Source organism: Prosthecobacter sp. (genome assembly GCF_014879935.1).
Classification (GTDB): Bacteria; Verrucomicrobiota; Verrucomicrobiia; order Verrucomicrobiales; family Verrucomicrobiaceae; genus Prosthecobacter.
Window position 1 is genome coordinate 73,483 of record NZ_JACSRD010000163.1, and the last position, 18,041, is coordinate 91,523.

An 18,041-nucleotide genomic window follows, 5' to 3' on the forward strand; every position below is an offset into this window, starting at 1 on the left:
CTTGAAGCGCGCGTTTTCCATCCTGCTACGACTGGTCATCAGCGGGGTGCTGTTGTGGCTGCTGTTCCGTGAGCACGACCTGACCGACACCATCCTGCCACGGCTGCAATCCATGGCGGAACACTGGCCCTGGGCGCTGGCGGGTCTCGGCTGCGCCTTTGGCTCCCTCTTTTTCACCGCAGTGCGCTGGCATGTGATCCTGCGAGGGATCGAGCCGGCACTGCCTTTCGGCACCGTGCTGCGGGCGGAGCTGGTCAGTGCCTTTTTCAACATCAGCTCGGTCGGCGTGGTGGGCGGGGACGCCTACAAGATCATGGCGCTGTCACGCCGCCTGCCAGGCAGGACGATGCCGGTGAGTGTTTCGTTGATCCTCGATCACCTGACGGGTTTCGTGGCGGTGTCGCTGCTGTTCCTGGTCTGTGTGGCAGCCACCAGCGGGCGCTGGGAGGCGATGGGCGCGGATGTGCGGCTCATCGTCACCGGCTACGCCATCTACACCGGCGGGACGACGGTCGGGCTGCTGATCTCGTGGTTTTCGCTCAAGCCCGACACGCTGGCCTGGGGGCGGCGCACTTTTCCACGCACGTTCGGCCTGCCCAAATTCGCCGGCATCATCGCACGCATGGCGCGTGTGCATGACATCGCCTCCATGCTGTGGGGCCGCCTGCTCTCCGCCACGGTGGTGGCCGTTGGCATTCATCTGACATTCTTCCTCAGTTTTTACTGCGGCCTGCGAGCCGTGGGCGGGGAGGCGCCGGTGCTGGATGTGATCACCGCCATGCCGATCGTGGACACGGCGGCCTCGCTGCCGGTCTCCATCTCCGGCCTGGGCGTGCGGGAGCGCACGTTTGAGGTCTTGATTTCCGGCATTGCACGTGTTCCGGAGACGATCTGCATCTCCGCCTCGCTGGCGGGATGGCTGCTGAATCTCTGGTGGGGCCTGGCCGGCGGGCTGTTGTTCCTGCGTTCAAAACATCATCCGGCGCCGGAGCCGGAGGAGGCGGCCGCATGAGCACGAGGCCGCGCATCGCCATCTCCCTGGGCGCGTCGTTCATGGGCTATGCCACGCATGCGGGATTCATGGCACGCCTGCATGCGCTGGGTGTGCGGCCGGTGGCGGTGTCAGGCTCGTCCGCAGGGGCCATCACCGCAGGCCTGTATGCCGCAGGACTCGAGCCGGAGATCATCAAACGTGCCGTGCTCAGCAAGCGGCTGTTTCTCTCCTTCGCCTCGAAAACCAAGTGGGTGTGGCACCAGTTTGTCGATGTCTTCAATCACTGGCATCCGGGTTTCTTCAATGCGCACGGAGCCATCGCTTATTTCGAGTCACTCGTGGGTGAACTCGACATGGAAAAGCTCACCGATCCGCGGCTGGTGATCGCCCTGAGTGACCTGCGCAAGGAGGAGACCTTCTTCGTCTCCCGTGGCTCGCTCGCACGGGCCATGGCGGCCAGCGCCTGTGTGCCGATGTTGTTCTCCCCGATTCAATTCGACGACCGCCACTGCACCGACGGCGGCATAGCGCATGAGATGCCCGTCGATCCCTGGTTCAAAGACGACAGCATCGATCACATCATCCTGCACCGCATCACGCAGCCACCGGGAAAACGCCCGCTGCTGCTCCCGGGGCGGTTGCTGGCCACCATCGCGGCCTCGCATGAGACCCTGAGCCGTCAGATCCTGGCGGACCGGCTTGAACTGGCGCGTCTGCATGGCAAAGCAATCACGCTGGCGACCACCGTGCATCCACGTCCCTCGCCGCTCTTCCCCGGCCGCCTGAAGAGGAGCTATGAGCTGGGCGAGGAGTCCGCGCAAAAGCTCTACGACGAGACACTGTCGAAGCTCCTCTGATCAGAGCGACCGCAGCATCAGCAGCGCCTCTTCGAGCTGCTTGTGGCCCGGGACGCTGGAAAGACGCGGAAACTTGCCCTGCACCATGACGTGGCGGCTGTTGCGCGTGAGCATGAGCTTCCGCTCCTTGATCTCCACATCGCTGACGCCTGCATGCGACGCCGCCAGGCGAATCCCGGCGCAGGTGAGCAGGTTGGCGACGGCGTGCGGCAGGTTTTCGCCGAATTGATCCCGCCACTGCGCTTCGAGCTCATCGAGTTCCTTGCGCGTCATGATCTCGCCGAGCTGGCGATAGGCGGTGATGCGCATTTTGGCGTCCTCGATGAAGGTGGAGGGTAGAAACGCGGGCGTGGCACCTTTCGGGGCCTGGAGCATCAGCGCCTCGCTCATCACGAGGAAGTCGGCACGCAGTCCGACCTCGACCGGACGCGCGACGCGGCGTCCCTGCATCCTCGCGACGCTTTGCTTCAGCATCTGGCAGTACAAATCGAAGCCGATGGCGGCGATGTGGCCGCTTTGCTCGGTTCCGAGGAGATTGCCAGCACCGCGGATTTCCAGATCGCGCAGGGCGATCTTGAAGCCGCTGCCGAGTCCGGCGTATTGCTTGATGGCGTTCACGCGCTTGCGGGCATCGCCCGCGGTGACGGCATCGCGTGGCAGAAGGAGGTAGGCGTGGGCTTGCACGCCACCACGGCCGACTCGGCCTCGGAGCTGATACAAATCGGCCAGACCGAAGCGATCCGCCCGGTCGATGATGATGGTGTTCGCGTTCGGAATATCGACGCCGCTTTCGATGATCGTCGTGCAGACGAGCACGTCCGCCTCGCCATCGACAAACTTGTGCATGATGTCCTCCAGCAGTTCGCTTTCCATCTGGCCGTGGCCGATGATGACCCGGGCCTTCGGGCACAGCTCGCGGATGCGCATCGCCACTTTCTCGATGGTCATGACCCGGTTGTGGAGGAAGAAAACCTGCCCGCCGCGCTCGATCTCGGCGTCGATGGCCTGTTTGATGACGCGTTCGTCATACGGGCAGATTTGCGTCTGCACGGCCTGCTTGTTCGGCGGCGGCGTCTCGATGGTGCTCATGTCGCGCATGCCCATGAGCGCGAGGTAAAGCGTGCGCGGGATCGGCGTGGCGCTCAGCGTGAGCACATCGACGAGCCGGAACAGGTCTTTGAACTTCTCCTTGTGCTTCACGCCGAAGCGCTGCTCCTCGTCGATCACGGCGAGGCCGAGATTTTTGAAGCGCACATCCTTTGAGATGACGCGGTGCGTGCCGACGACGATATCGACGGTGCCTTCGCTGATGCCTTTGACGATCTGCCGTTCCTTGCTTGCGGGTGTGAGTCGGCAGAGCATTTCGACGGTCACGGGGAACTCACTCATGCGCTGGCGGATGTTTTCCCAATGCTGGCGGGCCAAAACGGTGGTTGGCACCAAAATGGCGACCTGCCGGCCTCCCATCACGGCTTTGAACGCGGCACGAATCGCCACCTCGGTCTTTCCAAAGCCCACATCGGCGCACAGGAGCCGGTCCATCGGTTTTTCGGCTTCCATGTCGCGTTTGATCTCCTCTGCGCTGCGGAGCTGGTCGGGCGTCTCGCGATACAAAAACGACTCCTCGAACTCCACCTGCCACTTCGTGTCCGGCGGATGCGAGTAGGCCTTCAGCGTCTGACGTTCCGCCGCGACGCTGAGCATGCGGGCAGCAAACTCCTCCACGCTCTTCTCGGCGGTGGCCCGCGTTTTCTTCCAGCGCTGCTCGCTGAGCTTGCTCAAGGCCGGCGCTTTGCCGCCGACCCCGACGTAGCGGCTGACCATGTGTGCATGAGCCAGCGGCACGAAGAGCTTTGCGCCCTCCGCGTAGTGCAAGACGAGGACTTCCTCCTTTTTGCCGCCCTCGCGCACCTCAATGCCTGCATAGCGGCCGATGCCATGCTCGGTGTGGACGACGAGATCGCCCTCGCGCAGCTCGCTGAGCACATCGCGGGCTTTGCGCAGCGTTTCGGCCTCATCGAGCTTCGATCCGCGCACGCGGCGGATGTGCTGATGGCGGCCAAAAATCTCCGCGCCGGTCAAAACGGCCAGTTTGGCCGCCGGAATGGTGAAACCGCGATACAGCAGCCCCAGCTTCGTCTCGACAGACGAGGGCAGTTTGCTCTGCAACTCGTTGAAGCGCTCGCGCTCCGCCTCGTTGTGGAAAAAGATGACGGTGCGCCAGCCCTGCGTGTGCCATTCCGTGATCTGGCGGGCGAAAACCTCCCGCCGTGCCTCGTGCAGCACGAAATCCGATGCGTCGAACACGCCCAGCGGATTCTCATGAATCGCCGCGGAGTAGTCCTCCATGCCCTCCACCTCCGCCGCACCGCTGAGGATGCGTGCGTGGGCGATTGTAGCTCGGAATTCCGATTCCGAGTCGGCTCCTTCGCGGAATCGGAGTTCCGCGCCACGATCCTCGATCTGCACGATGAAATCGTCCTTCCGCAGGTGATCGCGGACAGCGCCGGTCTCCTCGGTGCCTTCACCCATGCTCAAGATGACGCTGGCGCTCTGCAGCCGCCGGATGGACGACTGATTGTGCAGATCGAAGGCGCGGATCGACTCCAGTTCGTCATCAAAGAATTCCAGACGCAGCGGCTCCTCCGCCTGCCAGGAGAAAAAGTCCACGATGCCGCCGCGACGGGCGAACTGGCCGCGCTCCGTGACGACCGGCACGCGTTCGTAGCCGGCTTCCCCCAGTTCCTTGAGCAGTTGTTCGACATCGAGCTTCGCACCGGCTTCGAGCGTGCGTTTCTGCTCCGTGATGGTCGTGAGTGCCGGCGCCAGCTCGTCCAGGCTGTCCGCACAGAGCACCAGCACCTGCGAGTCGCCCTCCGTCATGCGCGTGAGCACGGCGGTGCGCTCGGCGAGCATCTCCGGGTCGGCCAGAGCGCCTTCGATGACATGGCCGAGGCGCGGAAAATACAACGCCGGGCATTGCCACACGCCGAGCTCGGCATGCACATGGTCCTGCGTTTTGACATCCGGGCACAGGATCCACACGCGGCGTTTTTCCTTTTCCATCCGCCGCACCATCAGCGCCGCGGCAAAGCCGAAAGCCTGCGGCGCGATGTGATCCAGCACCGTGCGTGTCTTGAATTCCTTCCGGGACAAAACGAGGTCCACAAGACCGAGCGCGTCCCCCCGCGCACGTGATGGCGGCGGTTTCGCAAGTCGTGACGCAGCTCGTTTGGCGGAGTGCAAAAGAAAGAAACGCCGGGCCTATGCGGCCCGGCGCTGAGGAATTCAAGAGTTGATTGCCCTGGCTGTTACTTCGGGGAGCCGGCATTCGAGCCGGCGGCCTTCGGCGTTCCGACGGCGGCGGCGAGCAGGTCCTCCTTGGTGGCCCATTTATGAACCTCACGGCCGTTTTTGTCGAAGATCCGCACGGCAATGCCGCCCACGGCATCGGACTGCTGCGAGTTGGAGCCGTCGATGTAGTAGAAGCCACCGTCGAGCTTCTGCTTGTTCAGGATGATCTCGGAGGTGTCCACCGTGACCGTGCCTGATCCGGCGATGGTCGGCACCTTGATGCTGCCCGAGGTCTCAACACGGGCGGTGCCCTTCCCCTTTCCGCCGTCTTCCTTGCGGAAGCACCAGTAGTCCACCCGCAGGTCGCCGACGGTGAGTGGCTCGCGGTTTTTCAAGCTGATCTTGTAGATCCAGGTCTCCTGCTCGTAGGTGGTGTTGTTGCGGCGGGTCTTCACCTCCCCCAGCTTTTTCTTCGTGTAGGAGACGTCGAAGCTGTATTTGGCGTTCGCCGCCGCCCACTCACGGATGAATTTCTGATCCGCTTCGGAGAAAAGGGCGATCTTGGCCGCGATGGCCCGGGTCTCGCCAGAACGCATGAGGGTGACGGTGTCGCCGGTAGCGCTGAGGATCTCAGCGTCGAGTTTGCGCCCTTGCGTGTCGGTAAACTCGCGGGCGGAAAGGCCGCTAAGGCCCAGAAGCATGCAGGTGGGGATGAGAATGCGCGTTTTCATGGACTTGAATCCTGTTTCAGACGGTCGGAGGCTAGGTGAATGCCCCCTTTCGCGTCAAGAACGTTTTGGACATGCCGGATTGATCAATCGTCTCGGAAAATTCGTTTATGACAGGCCATGACTCACGCTTCAGCCACCTCACGCCGCCGTTTCCTCCAGCAATGCACCGCCGCGGGCGCGGCGTTCGGCTTTCCCACGATCATCCCGTCCTCAGCTCTCGGCAAAGACGGCACGGTGGCTCCCTCGAACCGCACCACACTGGCTTTGATCGGCTGCGGCGGCCGCGGCACGGATGTGGTGAAGAACTTCCTCAATGACGAACGCGTGCAGGTCATCGCCGTGTGCGATGTCGAACGCGAGTCCGACCGCTACAACAAAGGTCTCATCAAAAAGGCTGGTGCCTTTGGCCGCGAGCCAGCCAAACGGCTCGTGGACAAAACCTACGGCACCACCGGCTGCGCGGTGCATGAGGACTTCCGAGAGGTGCTCGCACGGGCAGATGTCGATGCCGTGCAGATCGCCACGCCGGACCACTGGCATGCCTTGCAGGCTGTCGCCGCTGCGCGGGCGAAGAAGCACATCTACTGCGAGAAGCCGCTGAGCCTCACCATCGCCCAGGGGCGCTTCATGAGCGATGTCGTGCGCCAGAGCGGTGTCGTGTGGCAGACCGGCAGCCAGCAGCGCAGCGATGTGCATTTCCGCATGGCCGCCGAATACGTCCGCAACGGCAAGATCGGCAAGCTGAAGCAAATCCGTGTCGGCCTCGCCAGCGACAACCGCGACAACAACGGCTGCGCCTCGCAAACCGAGCCCACGCCCGTGCCCGCAGGCCTGAACTACGACCTGTGGCTCGGTCCCGCGCCCGAGGCCCCGTTTTGCCCCGCGCGACTGCACTCGAACTGGCGCTGGTTCTACGATTACAGCGGCGGGAACATCACCGACTTCGGCGCCCACCACCTCGACATCGTGCAATGGGCGCTCGGCATGGATGAGAGCGGCCCCGTCGAATTCCTCGATCTCAACGCCGAATGGCCCGCACCTGGCAGCCTGTACACCACCGCGCCGAAATTCGACTTCGCCTACCGCTACGCCGACGGCACCACCGTGCGTGTGAAGGACAAGCAGGACTTCGGGGCCGGCATCAGCTTTGAAGGTGAACTCGGCAGCGTGCTGTGCACCCGCGGCAAGCTGGAGATCAAGCCCGTCGAGCTGCGCAAACCTCTCGCCGACGGCGATGTGCGCCTCTTCGAGAGCAAAGATCACTTCCGCAACTTCATCGACGCAATCCAGACCGGAGCGAAAACGGCCGCCCCCATCGAATACGCCCACCGCAGCATCACCATCGCGCATCTGGCAAACATCGCCCTGCGCCTCCGCCGCCAGAAACTCCGCTGGGACCCGACGAAGGAGCAGATCCTCGATGATGCGGAAGCAGCGGCCATGCAGACACGCCCGATGCGCGGTCCGTGGAAGCTGGCTTGATTTGCGTGTAACAACCGGCGGCGTTTGCTGAAGAACCGCCGCTGTCATGTCCCCCGATTCCGCTCCATCGCCTTTGTTCGCGACCACACGCTGGTCCGTCGTGCTGGCGGCGAGGCATGTGGACTCGACGATGGCGATGGAGACGCTGTGCCGGGCCTACTGGTATCCGCTTTACGCGTATGTGCGGCGCGAAGGCCATCCGCCGCATGACGCGCAGGACCTGACGCAGGAGTTCTTCGCACGATTGCTCGAAAAGGACTGGCTGCGGGCCGCAGGGCCGGAACAGGGACGCTTCCGCACCTTTCTGCTGGTCGCGATGAAGCGCTTCCTCATCAACGAGTGGCACAAACAGGCCGCGCAGAAGCGTGGCGGCCAGATCACGCATGTGCCGCTGGATGTGGACGATGCTGAACGCCGTTTTGCCTGCGAACCCGAACTGGTGCCGGATGCGATGTTCGAACGGCGCTGGGCGATGACGTTGCTGGAGCAGACATTGACGGCCTTGGAGGCCGAATTCGCCTCCGCAGGCAAAGGGGCTGACTTTTTTGCCATGAAGCACTGCCTCACGCTGGATCGCGGCAGCATCTCGTATGCGGAGCTGGCGGCCAAAACCGGCTGTGGCGAAGGTGCGGCGCGTGTGGCGGTGCATCGGCTGCGAAAACGCTTCCGCGAGCTGTTTCGCGAAAACATCGCCGCCACTCTCGCTGAAGGGGAAGATGTGGAAACCGAGATCCAGCACGTCGTGGCCGTGCTGGCTGGCTGAGAGGACGACAGCGGCGTTTTTTCTTGTAACGGCCAGCCGCATCTCCTGAACTGCCTTGTTGATGAACGAAGTGCCTCCATGCCCGAAGTGCGGCTCGACTCTTCCCGACGATGCGCCGCTGGGCCTCTGCCCGCGTTGTCTCGCGGCTTTGAACTTTGCCACGGAGACGATGCCGCCTGAATCGGGGCCCGTGGCCCCGCAGGCTCCGTTGAAGCCGGAGGAGATCGCTCCGCACTTCCCGCAGCTCGAAATCCTCGAATGTCTCGGTCGTGGCGGCATGGGGGTCGTTTACAAGGCACGTCAAAAGTCGCTGAACCGCCTCGTGGCGCTCAAACTTCTCGCCCCCGAACGTGCGGGCGACGCGACGTTCGCCGCACGCTTTGAAAAGGAGGCCCAGGCGCTCGCGGCGCTGAATCATCCGCACATCGTCACGATCCATGACTTCGGCCAGGCGGGCGGTTTCTTCTACCTGCTGATGGAGTTCGTCGATGGCGTGAATCTGCGCCAGGCGATGACTGCGGGACGTTTCACGCCGGATCAGGCGCTGGCGATCGTGCCGCCGGTATGCGAGGCGCTGCAATACGCACACGAGCACGGCATCGTGCATCGCGACATCAAGCCGGAGAACCTGCTGCTGGACAAGGAAGGCCGCGTGAAGATCGCCGACTTTGGCATCGCGAAGATGCTGGACCGTGGCCATCTCACTCCGCGAGATGAGCATGCCGCTGTCGTTGGCAACGATCACAGTCAAGGTTTGGGCGCAAAAGAGGCTGGCGTGAGCGCTCATCTCATCTCGCGGAGCGAGATGGCTACTTTGGCTGGCACCCCGACCTATGCGGCCCCGGAACAGCAGAGCGATCCGCGGCATGTGGATCATCGCGCGGACATCTATTCGCTTGGCGTGGTGCTTTACGAACTGCTCACGGGCGAGTTGCCGAAAGACAAGCTGGAGCCGCCATCACGGCGTGTGCAGATCGATGTGCGCCTGGATGAGGTGGTTCTGCGTGCCCTGGAAACGCGACCTGAGCTGCGCTTCGCCACTGCGGCGGAGTTTCGCACCCAACTGGCGGAAATCACAGCCGCACCACCGGCTCAACCTCCGCCGCTGCCCCGCCGGCAAAAGCCTTCGCCGGGCAGACGCCTGCTGAGCGGGTTCGCCATTCTCCTCAGTCTGATCATGCTGCTCGGAGCGACGGTTTTGAACGAGTTCATCGATGACTTCGGCCTCACGGCGAACGCGCGGAAACACCTCCAGGCTCGACGTGCGGCCCAGGAGGCGCTCCACGAGACCAAAAAGGCGGCCGTGGATATCAACCACCTGCTGGTGGAGGCCCGTGAAGCACAGAATCTGGCCGAGATCGAACGGCTGACACCCAAGGTGGAAAAGGCCCAGGCCAAAGCAACGCAGGCGGCGGCAGACCTGGAGCAAACCAATCTCCGCAAACAGAACGACGAGGTGGAACGGGTGATGATCATCCGTGTCCTCGCCTGCGGCCTTCTCGCAGCGGGCCTTGTGGGCTTTTTCCGCCCGCCGAACGCCACATACCCGGGCGAAAGCCGAAGCGTTGGCAGAATCGTCGTGGGCATCTTGTCTGCCTGGCTTCTCGCGGCTGCACTCTACCACTGGCGTGCGGACCTGGACCAACTGGGCGGCCTTCCGACAGCGATGACGCCGTCGGGCCAGTTCGGCATTCCATGGCTGGCCTTCGGTCTCCAGCTCTTGATCCTTGCGCTACTCGTCGGTGGAGCCGTCTGGCTTGTACGAACGCTGTTCAAGCGCAACCAAGTCGGATGTGCCGTCGCCGTGATCGTGTTGCTGGTGATTCTGGCGCTTTTGCTCGTTCCGGCGATCGTCTGGCGCGTGTCCAGGTCCGCCCATGCCAAACAGGCGCCTGTTCCGGCATCGGACAAAGCCACGCGGATCGCGCCTGTCACCGCTTGGGAATCGCGACTGATGGACGACCTGCTCAAGTGGAAGAAGCAGGAGGCGGAACTCAGCAAGACCTTGGGAGCGGCGCACCCGCAACTGAAGGCCGCACGGGAACAGATCGCGCTGCTCGGGAAACTGATCGAGGCGGAACGCAAAAAGTATGACTCCGGTGTGCCTGCGATCACGCTCAAGGACACCCGCTTTCTCACCACGGGAGGACAGCGCGTGCTGAACTCCCGCTACACCCTGGATGTCAGCTTTCGTGCCATGACGGGCCTGGATGGAAAATCGCGGATGCGGGGCTACACACTCAAGGACAGCCAGTCAGACGGGGCGCAAGGGATCACCCGATTCGCGCCGTTGGCGATCAATGACGAGGCCTTCGTCATCTTCTGGGACAACGACAAGAACGACCTTTGGCTCGCGTCGCCTTCCCTCATTCGTTGGCATCACCTGCCGGAGTCAGGCCGCCCCTCGGACAAGGTGGTCTTCGCACCGGACATCAAGGCTGATCTCACCCGGCAAATGCCCGAACCTTTTCGCGAGGCCGTGGCACGCTGGCATTTCCGTCAGGAAGGCGACATCGAAGCTGCTGCCAAACAGGCCGCTCAGTAGCGTGACGGGACGGGAGCTGGCCGCTGCGGGTCCACATACTCCGTTTCAGCCCTCCGCACCTCGACCTGCGGCGGAGCGGGAGGCGGAGGTGGGGGTTCCTCCCTGCCCTTCCCACGTCCCACCGCATCAAACGGAGCCGTGACGATGTCACCTGTCGTTTTCACCGTGGTGGTCACGATGCTGCCCGCCGTCTTTACCGGCACGGTGACCAAAGAGCAGCCTGTCATGCTGATGCACATAGCCGGCAGAATGAGGCGGAAGTTCATGCGATGGGTTTAACTGAATCCGGGCGGTTTGTCACTCACCGCGTCGGCTGTGGCGGATATGGATACCAGCGGCCCTGATACCACTGGCCCTGCGGCTGCTGGGCCGGGTAAGGATACGCTTGTTGGGGGGGCGGATAAGGCGGCACATACGGCTGCTGCTGCGGATAATACTGCGGCGGATACTGTGCCGGATAGGCTTGCTGCTGAGGATAGTAACCCTGCTGCGGCGGTGGCGCAGGCTGGCTGTGGCTGCCCATGGCCTGGACTCCCGCCTTTGCCACGCCTCCCGTGGCCTTCACCGTGGCACCAGCCACCGTTCCGGCGGCCCCCAGCGGAACGGTGACGAGTGAGCATGAGGCGAGGCTGCCAATGAAAATAAACGCGAGGAGGCGCATGAGGAGCGCCATTAGCCCGGGACTGCCGCCTTGTCACCCAAACTGCTTCCAGAACATGACAATCGAGATCACGAAGCCGATCGCCGTGATCAGATGCCGCACACGCCTCGGTTCGATGCGTTGGGAGAAATGTGCGCCGAAGTAATAGCCCACCAGCGCCCCGGCGGTCAGCGCCAGCGCCTGCGGCCAGTTCACCATGCCGGCGGCGATGAACCACACGGCCGCGACCACATTGATGAGGCTGCCGAGCAGGTTTTTCATCGCATTCATCTCGTGGATGTGCGTCATGCCCATGAAACCAAACGAGGCGAGCATCAGGATGCCGATCCCCGCCCCAAAAAACGCGCCGTAGATGGCCACCGGCAATTGCAGCGCCAGAGAAAACCACAACGCCTTCGCTTTCGCATCTGTCACTGACTTGCGCAGAAAGCCCTGGAGAAAAAACAGCACCGTGGCGAACAGAACGAGGAACGGGATGAGCTTTGAAAACTGGTCATCGCTCGTCTGCGTCAGCAACCAGCTCCCAAACGCCGCACCGACGAGGCAGACCGGGATGAAGCGCCACAATTGCTCGCGAATCGCCCGCAAATGCCCGCGAAAGCTCACGATGCTGCCCGCCGTGCCGATCACGAGGCCCACGGTGCTCGTCGCATTCGCCATCACCGGCGGCGTGCCGCACATCAGCAGCACCGGAAACGTCAGCAACGTCCCCCCACCCGCCACCGCATTCACCGCCCCCGCCGTGCATCCGGCGGCGCTGAGGGCGAGGAGTTCGAGGAGGGACATGCCCCGTTCCTAAAGTAGCCTTGTTGCTGCGCAACAAGGTTCTGCCAGTTGCACCGCAACTGGACAATTTTGGACTACTTCGCCTTCGGATTGCGCATGTAATAGAGATGGCCGTCTTCGGCACCGCCGACGAAATCAGGCACGCCGTCGGCGTTGAAATCGACGGTCGTGGGGCTCACGTCGTGGCCTTCGATGTTGGCGTCGGAGAGCAGGCCCATGTCGGTGAAGAACCATTTGCCGTCTGAGGTGCTTTCCTGGCGGAGGAAGTTGGCGTTGGCGGAATTGAGCAGGATGTCGAGTTTGCCGTCCTGGTCCCAGTCCATGATGCAAATCTTGCGACGACCGCTTTTGCCTGCGATGCCGCTGTTGAGGCGAAGAGACTCGCCTGGCGTCATGGCGACGGGAGTCTTCACTTTGAGGTGTTCGAGAGCCTTGTCCAGCAAACCGGGCTTTTTCGCGTCTTTGGAGGAACAAATGACGCGCTGCGGATGCTTCAGCACGAGCTTGTCACCCTGCTTCGCACGCTCAAAAAAGGCTAGGTAGCCTTCTTGATCGAGCATGACGAGGTCGGTGAGGCCATCCTTGTTCCAATCGACTCCGACAGGCGTGGTGCGCCACTGCGTGAGCAGCGCTTTGCTTTCGGGACGCAGCCAGCCGTAGGCGAGATGGGGCTGTGAGCCGTTCCATTCGACCTCGACGGGCTGCGCGGCGGCGAGTTGCGGTTTTTGGCGAGTGCCGATGTTTTTGAACCACACGACTTTGCCAAGGATGGAATTGAGCAGGAGGTCGGGAAGGCCGTCTTGGTCCCAATCGGCGATGGTTTGCGTGGTGTAGCCCCATTTGGCTTCGCAGGGGCCTTGGATGCTGCCATTCGGGCCGGCCATCGGACGGATGACTTTGCCTGCGGCGGTGAGTTTGACTGGCGCGGCCCATTTCGGCTGCTCCACGCCTTTGCCGCTGAGATTTTCAATGAAGGCGACATAACCCGCCGTGTTGCCGCAGATGAGATCGGTGTCGCCATCGCCATCCCAATCGAAACCAACGGGTGTGACGAGAGCGCCGAATTTCACCTGATCGGCCTCCTGCTGGAAATAGCGCGGGTCGGCATAGATCGGCGCTTTGTTGTCGAACTTGCCCGTGTGCTCGATCAAGGCCACACGGCCATCTTCATCGCCGCAGATGAGATCGAGATCGCCGTCCTTGTCCCAGTCGATGGCGGTCGGCGTGATCATTTCGAGATCCATCGTGAGATAGCGGCCCGTGTCGGCTTTGAGGCGAACGCCGAGAGCATACTTCGGCTTCGTGCGGCTGCCGGTGTTTTGGAAGTAGGTGAAACCGTCGAGGAACTCGCCGCAGAGCAGGTCGAGGTCGCCATCGCCATCGAAGTCGCCAAAATTCGGTGAAGGCCAACCAAATGTCTCCACGGGTCGGTCGGTGGCGTTGATCTTCTTCGGCTTGTCATACTTCGGCGCTTCGTTCGTGCCGGTGTTGCTTAGCAGATACACATAGCCGCGCAGCGGGCCGTTCATCCAGCGGCCATCAGCCGTGTAGGCGTTGTCCCAGCCGTATTCGGTCCAGTCGCCGACACCGACAACGAGGTCGTTTTTGCCATCGCTCTCGAAATCGACCATGCGCCACATGTTGGCGCGGACTTTGTTCATGTGGACGTTCGCAGGCGGACCGAGCTTCACCTGCTGCTCGATGCCGGTCTTGAGGAAATCGGGATGCGCATTGCCTGGTGTGAGCACGACCGGTTTGCCGTCGAGGTAGCTCACCTGCACGTTTTGCGCGCCTTTGCTGATGCGCTTGGCCGGTTTGAAGACGGGCATCTTGTTCTTCGCGGTGTCGCCGCTGGCGTTTTCGAAGAAGTAGATGCCGTTGTAGGGCTTGTCGGGGCAGTTGACCACGAGATCGAGGTCGCCATCGCCATCGAAGTCCATCGGCAGCGGCCAGGCCCACAAACCAACGCCGAGATCGACGACGAGGCCGGGGTGGTTGTACTTGAGCGGCGTGAGCGTGGCCTCGGCGGCAAAAGACTGGCCACAAAGAAGTGCGAGGAGACTGATGGCAAAACGATTCATGGTTGGGAGAATGTGTGAGATGCTAGGCCAGACGAACGTCGCCGCACAAGGAAACATGCAGGCCGAGTTCGCGCATGGCGGCGGCCTTGATGCGTGCGGCGCGATGCGCCTGCTTTTCATTCGGGCAATAGACCACCTGGATGTGGTTCGACTTGTGGCGGGCCATCATCTGGTCACGCGACACGCCTTTCAGCACGGTGTGCATGATCGGCCACTGCGGCGTGGTCTCCTGCCAGCGACGATTCGTCTCCGCATCCGGCAGTTTCACCACCTCGGCGATGCCAATGTCGCAATGCAGCGCTCCATTCATCACAAACACGCGGCTCCACACGATGTGGCCCGGCTTGCTGATGCCTTTCATCGTGCCGCCACCGAGCCGAAAGTACATCGCAGGCTGACGTTCGCTGCTCGCGCCCTTCCAGCCGCCGATGAAATGCGCGGGCGGTGCCGCGCCGCTGATCAACAGCACCCAGACGTAGTCTTTGCCAAATTTCTGACCCCAGCGCAGATCATGCAGCGTGTTTTCCGGCGCAAAACCGAGCTCACGCCACAAACGATACGTCACGAGGCCGTCGAGACCGGCGCATTCATCGACTTCGTTGAAATGCGGCAGCGCCTCGCCTTCAAACAGCACGCGCCTGCCATCCACGCTGCGCACTGGCGGACGATCGGCGTTGTTGAGCATACCTTCGACCAGATCGCTGGCCGGCGTGAGGTCCTTCAAGCCCTGCTGATACTGGATGCCGATGGCATCGCAGCCAAACTCATCCGCCAGACGCACGGCGGCGATGTACATTTTGCACTGGAGCAGCACCTGCGGCTCCGTGAGTTCCGTGGCCTCATCGGTGCCGAGCTTCATTTGCAGCCCTTTGCGCTTCAACCACGCATAGACCGCCGCCGCATCGGCATCGCTCACGTTTTGCATCGCCGCGAACAGCGTGGACTGGCTCAGGCGCTCCTTGAAGCAGCCGGTGGCGTGAAACAGATCGTCCGGAATGATCGCGTTGAACATGCCCATGCAGCCTTCATCAAAAACACCGAGGATCGTCTTCCGCGTGCGGAAGCGGCGGCCGAAGTCGCGGCCGATCTGTTCATCCTCCGCGGGCAGCTTCAGCAGCGGAAGCTCGCGCACATGCGATTGATCATGCGTGACCTGGCCGGTCGTCAGCCATTCACGCAGACCGGCTTTGACGAACGCATCGGTGAATGTCTCGCTCCACAACGTCGAGTAACGCACACCTGCTTTGGTGAGCGATGCGTTCAGGTTCAGCAGGCCGACCAAACCCGGCCACTGGCCGCTCCAATTCGCAACCGTGAGGATCGGGCCGCGATGCGTGGTCAATCCAGCCAGCACATGATGCGAATACTGCCACACCGCCTCCGCCACGATCAGCGGCGCATCGGGATCAATGCCGCGAAACACCTCGATGCCCTCACGCTGGCTGGCGATGAAGCCATGCTTCTTCTTCGCATCATACGGATGCGCACGCTTCACATCGAAGCCCTCGGCCTTGAGGGCCTTCGTGAGCGCGTCCTCCATGGCCTTCTGCGCAGGCCAGCAGGTTTGGTTGGCAGCGAGACGCAGATCGCCGCTGGCGATGAGTTGGATGGTCGGTTTGGCAGGCATGGCCGACGATTCTGCCATTCCTGCCGCCCCGACGGCAAGCTTTGCCCTCAGCGCATCCTTGGCATGCGGCTGACGATTCTTGATCTAAGCATGCTGGGACGAATGTGAGGCTCGCTGCCACAGCACACGTCGTTAGAAGAAACCTGTCGCCATGGAGCGTCTGGCGGGCAACGATCCGACCCACATCGACCATGAAATCTGTTCTGGCCCTTTTCCTTGCCGCCGTTGTTCAGGCCCAGGAGCCCGATCCCGTCGCGCTATGGGCGAGGGATGTCGTGATCAAGCCGGTCTCCGGCATCGCGGATCGTCACAGCATCCACACTTACTACGTCACGAACCCGGAGAGCCCGGATGGCCGTTACGTGCTCTTTTTCGCCTCCACGCATCCGGCGGGCTATGTCGGCGAAGTGCGCATCCTCGAGCGGGCCACCGGAAAGGAGACCGTGCTCGCCGAAAACGTGCACACGGAGGATGCGCATCGCGTCGCCTGCCAGCAATGGCTCGCCGGTGGTCGCATGGTCGCCTTTCATGAGGTGATCGACAAAAAATGGCGCGTGGTCGTCGTCGATGTAGCCACGAAGGAGAGGAAAATCGTCGCGGAGGACCGCCAGGTCGGCTTTGGGCATCCATCGGGCGATTTGCTGCCGATGTATAGTTGCCACTGGAATCCAGGCCCCAATCGCGATCTCTACGTCTGGGACGCGAAAACCGGCGGAACACGCGTGGCGCTGAAAATCGCCGCCGTGGAAGCCCAGCACGGCGAATGGCTGAAAAAAGAGTTCAGCGGCAAACAGACCTCCGTCTTCTTTCCCGTGCTTAGCCCCGATTTGAAGCGTGCCTTCTTCAAAATCGCCGCGGGCAATGGTGGAGACGATTACATGTCCAAAAGTGCCAGCCATCGCCAGGGCTGCGTCTGCTTTGACCTCGAAACCTCGCAGATGAAGTGGTTTCGCCAGCAATGGGGGCATCCCGCGTGGCATCCTGACTCGCGCCACATCTTTGAAATGGGTAACATCATCTTCGACACGGACATCGGCTCGCCCGCCCGCTACACGAAGCTCAAGGATGTGCCAAACCTGCGCGGCTCGCATCCCTCCGTGAGCCCCGACGGCTCGCTCATGGTCACCGATGGCTACAGCGAGCCGGCGGGCGGCAAACCGAAGGAGTGGGGCATCATGGTCGCCGACATGCGCGGTGGGAAGTGGTCACTCCTCCACAGCTTTGACCAAAGCCAGGGCGCGAAATCCTGGCGTCGGAACGACCCGCATCCCGTCTTCAGCGCCGACGGCAAACGCATCTACTACAACGTCAGCGACGGCCCGTGGACTCGCCTCATGGTCGCGGAGCGGAAGTGAGCACCCCGCTCAGCGGATGCGCTTTCACCGCATCCCAAGCGAGCTTTTGAAGCAAGCGGTTGAGAGCCTCTCCATCTTTTTGCTGGCTCAGCGCTGGCGGGCAGGGAAACCCCTCTGGCGAGCGGCGGTAGATCACCGCGAAGTGGCAGTAGGCCGTGAGCCATTGCAGCGGCGCTGTCGCATGGCCGATGGCGTCGGTGAAGAGATCGTTCTGCTGTTTCAATCCCGGCGCCTCGCCTGCGATGATTTTCGCACGCAACGACAGCGAAGCCTGCCCGACGGGCACCACGAACACCACGCTTTTGCCGAACTTCTGATTCAGCGCCCGGACATGGTCATCCATGCTCTTGAAATACGACTCATTGATCGAACGCAGCTCCGCGACGGTGCGGGAGTTGCGGTCCACAGGCTCGGGCTTCTTCTTTTTGTAGTTCACGTCAAAGACATCGAACGGCAGCCAGAACTCCTGGATCGTGACGCGGATGTCCGGCCGGTGCTCGAACCCCAGCTTGGCAAAATTTTCGATCCCATCGTCCGGCAGATAAATCGGCGAGAGCGTGAGCACATCCACCTGACCGGCACGCAGGGCTGTTTTGAGCGCGTTCTTCTCATCCGCCACATTCCAATGCTGATAAACATACGAGCCGCCGATGGAGCTGACGCCCGCCTGCTGGTGATTGGAAATATTCGCCGCATTCGCCAGTTCAGCCAGCATCTTGGGCATGAACATGTGAAAGCTGTGCCCAGCCGAAAAGACACGCTGGCCTTTATCGACCGGTTCAGCAGTGAAGACAGACGATCCCACGCCGATGAGCAGAAGAGCGGTGATGATGCGGGTGCGCTTTAGTGTTTTCATGGATTGTCT

Annotated in this window: 14 protein-coding genes; 6 read left to right on the plus strand and 8 right to left on the minus strand. The window is 62.1% G+C overall.

All coding sequences use genetic code 11. From position 1 onward, the window contains the following. The first annotated feature begins 1 nt into the window (after position 1). Together IAE77_RS16035 and IAE77_RS16040 are read left to right on the plus strand one after the other, a co-directional pair. Positions 2 to 1,012: a lysylphosphatidylglycerol synthase transmembrane domain-containing protein gene (locus IAE77_RS16035; RefSeq protein WP_294228289.1), complete on the plus strand. Its 1,011-nt coding sequence runs from the start codon at positions 2 to 4 to the stop codon at positions 1,010 to 1,012. After that, positions 1,009 to 1,851 carry a patatin-like phospholipase family protein gene (locus IAE77_RS16040; RefSeq protein ID WP_294228293.1) on the plus strand — a complete coding sequence of 281 codons (843 nt, stop codon included), beginning with the start codon at positions 1,009 to 1,011 and terminating at the stop codon, positions 1,849 to 1,851. Before IAE77_RS16035 ends, IAE77_RS16040 begins: the two co-directional genes overlap by 4 nt. Here the strand turns inward: IAE77_RS16040 and mfd are convergent, their stop codons facing one another. Both mfd and IAE77_RS16050 read right to left on the minus strand, forming a co-directional pair. Beyond that, complete coding sequence (gene mfd, locus IAE77_RS16045) at positions 1,852 to 5,019, minus strand: transcription-repair coupling factor (RefSeq protein WP_294228295.1); 3,168 nt, start codon at positions 5,017 to 5,019, stop codon at positions 1,852 to 1,854. Positions 5,020 to 5,162: 143 nt separating this feature from the next. Next, the gene (locus tag IAE77_RS16050; RefSeq protein WP_294228297.1) at positions 5,163 to 5,876 is read right to left on the minus strand and encodes a hypothetical protein; all 714 of its coding nucleotides are present in this window, start codon (positions 5,874 to 5,876) and stop codon (positions 5,163 to 5,165) included. 117 nt (positions 5,877 to 5,993) lie between these two features. On the opposite strand from IAE77_RS16050, the gene IAE77_RS16055 reads away from it, so the two are divergent. The 3 genes from IAE77_RS16055 to IAE77_RS16065 all read left to right on the plus strand — a co-directional run bounded on the left by IAE77_RS16055 (position 5,994) and on the right by IAE77_RS16065 (position 10,666). Further along, complete coding sequence (locus IAE77_RS16055; protein ID WP_294228299.1) at positions 5,994 to 7,358, plus strand: Gfo/Idh/MocA family oxidoreductase; 1,365 nt, start codon at positions 5,994 to 5,996, stop codon at positions 7,356 to 7,358. Positions 7,359 to 7,404: 46 nt separating this feature from the next. Beyond that, positions 7,405 to 8,121 carry a sigma-70 family RNA polymerase sigma factor gene (locus IAE77_RS16060; RefSeq protein ID WP_294228301.1) on the plus strand — a complete coding sequence of 239 codons (717 nt, stop codon included), beginning with the start codon at positions 7,405 to 7,407 and terminating at the stop codon, positions 8,119 to 8,121. Between the two features lie 61 nt (positions 8,122 to 8,182). Then, a complete protein-coding gene (locus IAE77_RS16065) occupies positions 8,183 to 10,666 on the plus strand; it encodes a serine/threonine-protein kinase (RefSeq protein ID WP_294228303.1) in 2,484 nt (827 codons plus the stop codon). On the opposite strand, the gene IAE77_RS16070 is transcribed toward IAE77_RS16065, so the two are convergent. From IAE77_RS16070 to IAE77_RS16090, 5 genes are all read right to left on the minus strand, one after another. Further along, on the minus strand, positions 10,660 to 10,932 hold the full coding sequence (locus IAE77_RS16070; RefSeq protein WP_294228305.1) for a hypothetical protein: 273 nt from the start codon (positions 10,930 to 10,932) through the stop codon (positions 10,660 to 10,662). The genes IAE77_RS16065 and IAE77_RS16070 overlap by 7 nt on opposite strands. Positions 10,933 to 10,967: 35 nt before the next feature. Then, a complete protein-coding gene (locus IAE77_RS16075) occupies positions 10,968 to 11,327 on the minus strand; it encodes a hypothetical protein (protein ID WP_294228307.1) in 360 nt (119 codons plus the stop codon). Positions 11,328 to 11,360: 33 nt separating this feature from the next. Beyond that, positions 11,361 to 12,113 carry a sulfite exporter TauE/SafE family protein gene (locus IAE77_RS16080; protein ID WP_294228309.1) on the minus strand — a complete coding sequence of 251 codons (753 nt, stop codon included), beginning with the start codon at positions 12,111 to 12,113 and terminating at the stop codon, positions 11,361 to 11,363. A 74-nt stretch (positions 12,114 to 12,187) separates the two neighbouring features. Then, a complete protein-coding gene (locus IAE77_RS16085) occupies positions 12,188 to 14,194 on the minus strand; it encodes a VCBS repeat-containing protein (RefSeq protein WP_294228311.1) in 2,007 nt (668 codons plus the stop codon). A gap of 22 nt (positions 14,195 to 14,216) precedes the next feature. Further along, positions 14,217 to 15,821, minus strand: a complete 1,605-nt coding sequence (locus IAE77_RS16090) for a fucose isomerase (RefSeq protein WP_294228313.1) — start codon at positions 15,819 to 15,821, stop codon at positions 14,217 to 14,219. A 191-nt stretch (positions 15,822 to 16,012) separates the two neighbouring features. Here IAE77_RS16090 and IAE77_RS16095 point away from each other — a divergent pair, with 191 nt between their 5' ends. Continuing rightward, positions 16,013 to 17,176, plus strand: coding sequence for a hypothetical protein (locus IAE77_RS16095; RefSeq protein ID WP_294228315.1), 1,164 nt, complete (start codon positions 16,013 to 16,015; stop codon positions 17,174 to 17,176). Here the strand turns inward: IAE77_RS16095 and IAE77_RS16100 are convergent. Further along, positions 17,154 to 18,032 (minus strand): hypothetical protein, encoded by an 879-nt coding sequence (locus tag IAE77_RS16100; RefSeq protein WP_294228317.1) that lies wholly within the window; start codon positions 18,030 to 18,032, stop codon positions 17,154 to 17,156. The two genes, IAE77_RS16095 and IAE77_RS16100, sit on opposite strands and share 23 nt — an antisense overlap. Between the last annotated feature and the right edge of the window lie 9 nt (positions 18,033 to 18,041).

Bases quoted from the DNA above. Each gene is read 5' to 3' on its own strand.
- IAE77_RS16040 (WP_294228293.1), top strand. From the start codon at position 1,009: ATGAGCACGAGGCCGCGCATCGCCATCTCCCTGGGCGCGTCGTTCATG.
- IAE77_RS16050 (WP_294228297.1), bottom strand. From the start codon at position 5,876: ATGAAAACGCGCATTCTCATCCCCACCTGCATGCTTCTGGGCCTTAGC.
- IAE77_RS16055 (WP_294228299.1), top strand. From the start codon at position 5,994: ATGACTCACGCTTCAGCCACCTCACGCCGCCGTTTCCTCCAGCAATGC.
- IAE77_RS16060 (WP_294228301.1), top strand. From the start codon at position 7,405: ATGTCCCCCGATTCCGCTCCATCGCCTTTGTTCGCGACCACACGCTGG.
- IAE77_RS16065 (WP_294228303.1), top strand. From the start codon at position 8,183: ATGAACGAAGTGCCTCCATGCCCGAAGTGCGGCTCGACTCTTCCCGAC.
- IAE77_RS16070 (WP_294228305.1), bottom strand. From the start codon at position 10,932: ATGAACTTCCGCCTCATTCTGCCGGCTATGTGCATCAGCATGACAGGC.
- IAE77_RS16075 (WP_294228307.1), bottom strand. From the start codon at position 11,327: ATGCGCCTCCTCGCGTTTATTTTCATTGGCAGCCTCGCCTCATGCTCA.
- IAE77_RS16080 (WP_294228309.1), bottom strand. From the start codon at position 12,113: ATGTCCCTCCTCGAACTCCTCGCCCTCAGCGCCGCCGGATGCACGGCG.
- IAE77_RS16085 (WP_294228311.1), bottom strand. From the start codon at position 14,194: ATGAATCGTTTTGCCATCAGTCTCCTCGCACTTCTTTGTGGCCAGTCT.
- IAE77_RS16090 (WP_294228313.1), bottom strand. From the start codon at position 15,821: ATGCCTGCCAAACCGACCATCCAACTCATCGCCAGCGGCGATCTGCGT.
- IAE77_RS16095 (WP_294228315.1), top strand. From the start codon at position 16,013: ATGAAATCTGTTCTGGCCCTTTTCCTTGCCGCCGTTGTTCAGGCCCAG.
- IAE77_RS16100 (WP_294228317.1), bottom strand. From the start codon at position 18,032: ATGAAAACACTAAAGCGCACCCGCATCATCACCGCTCTTCTGCTCATC.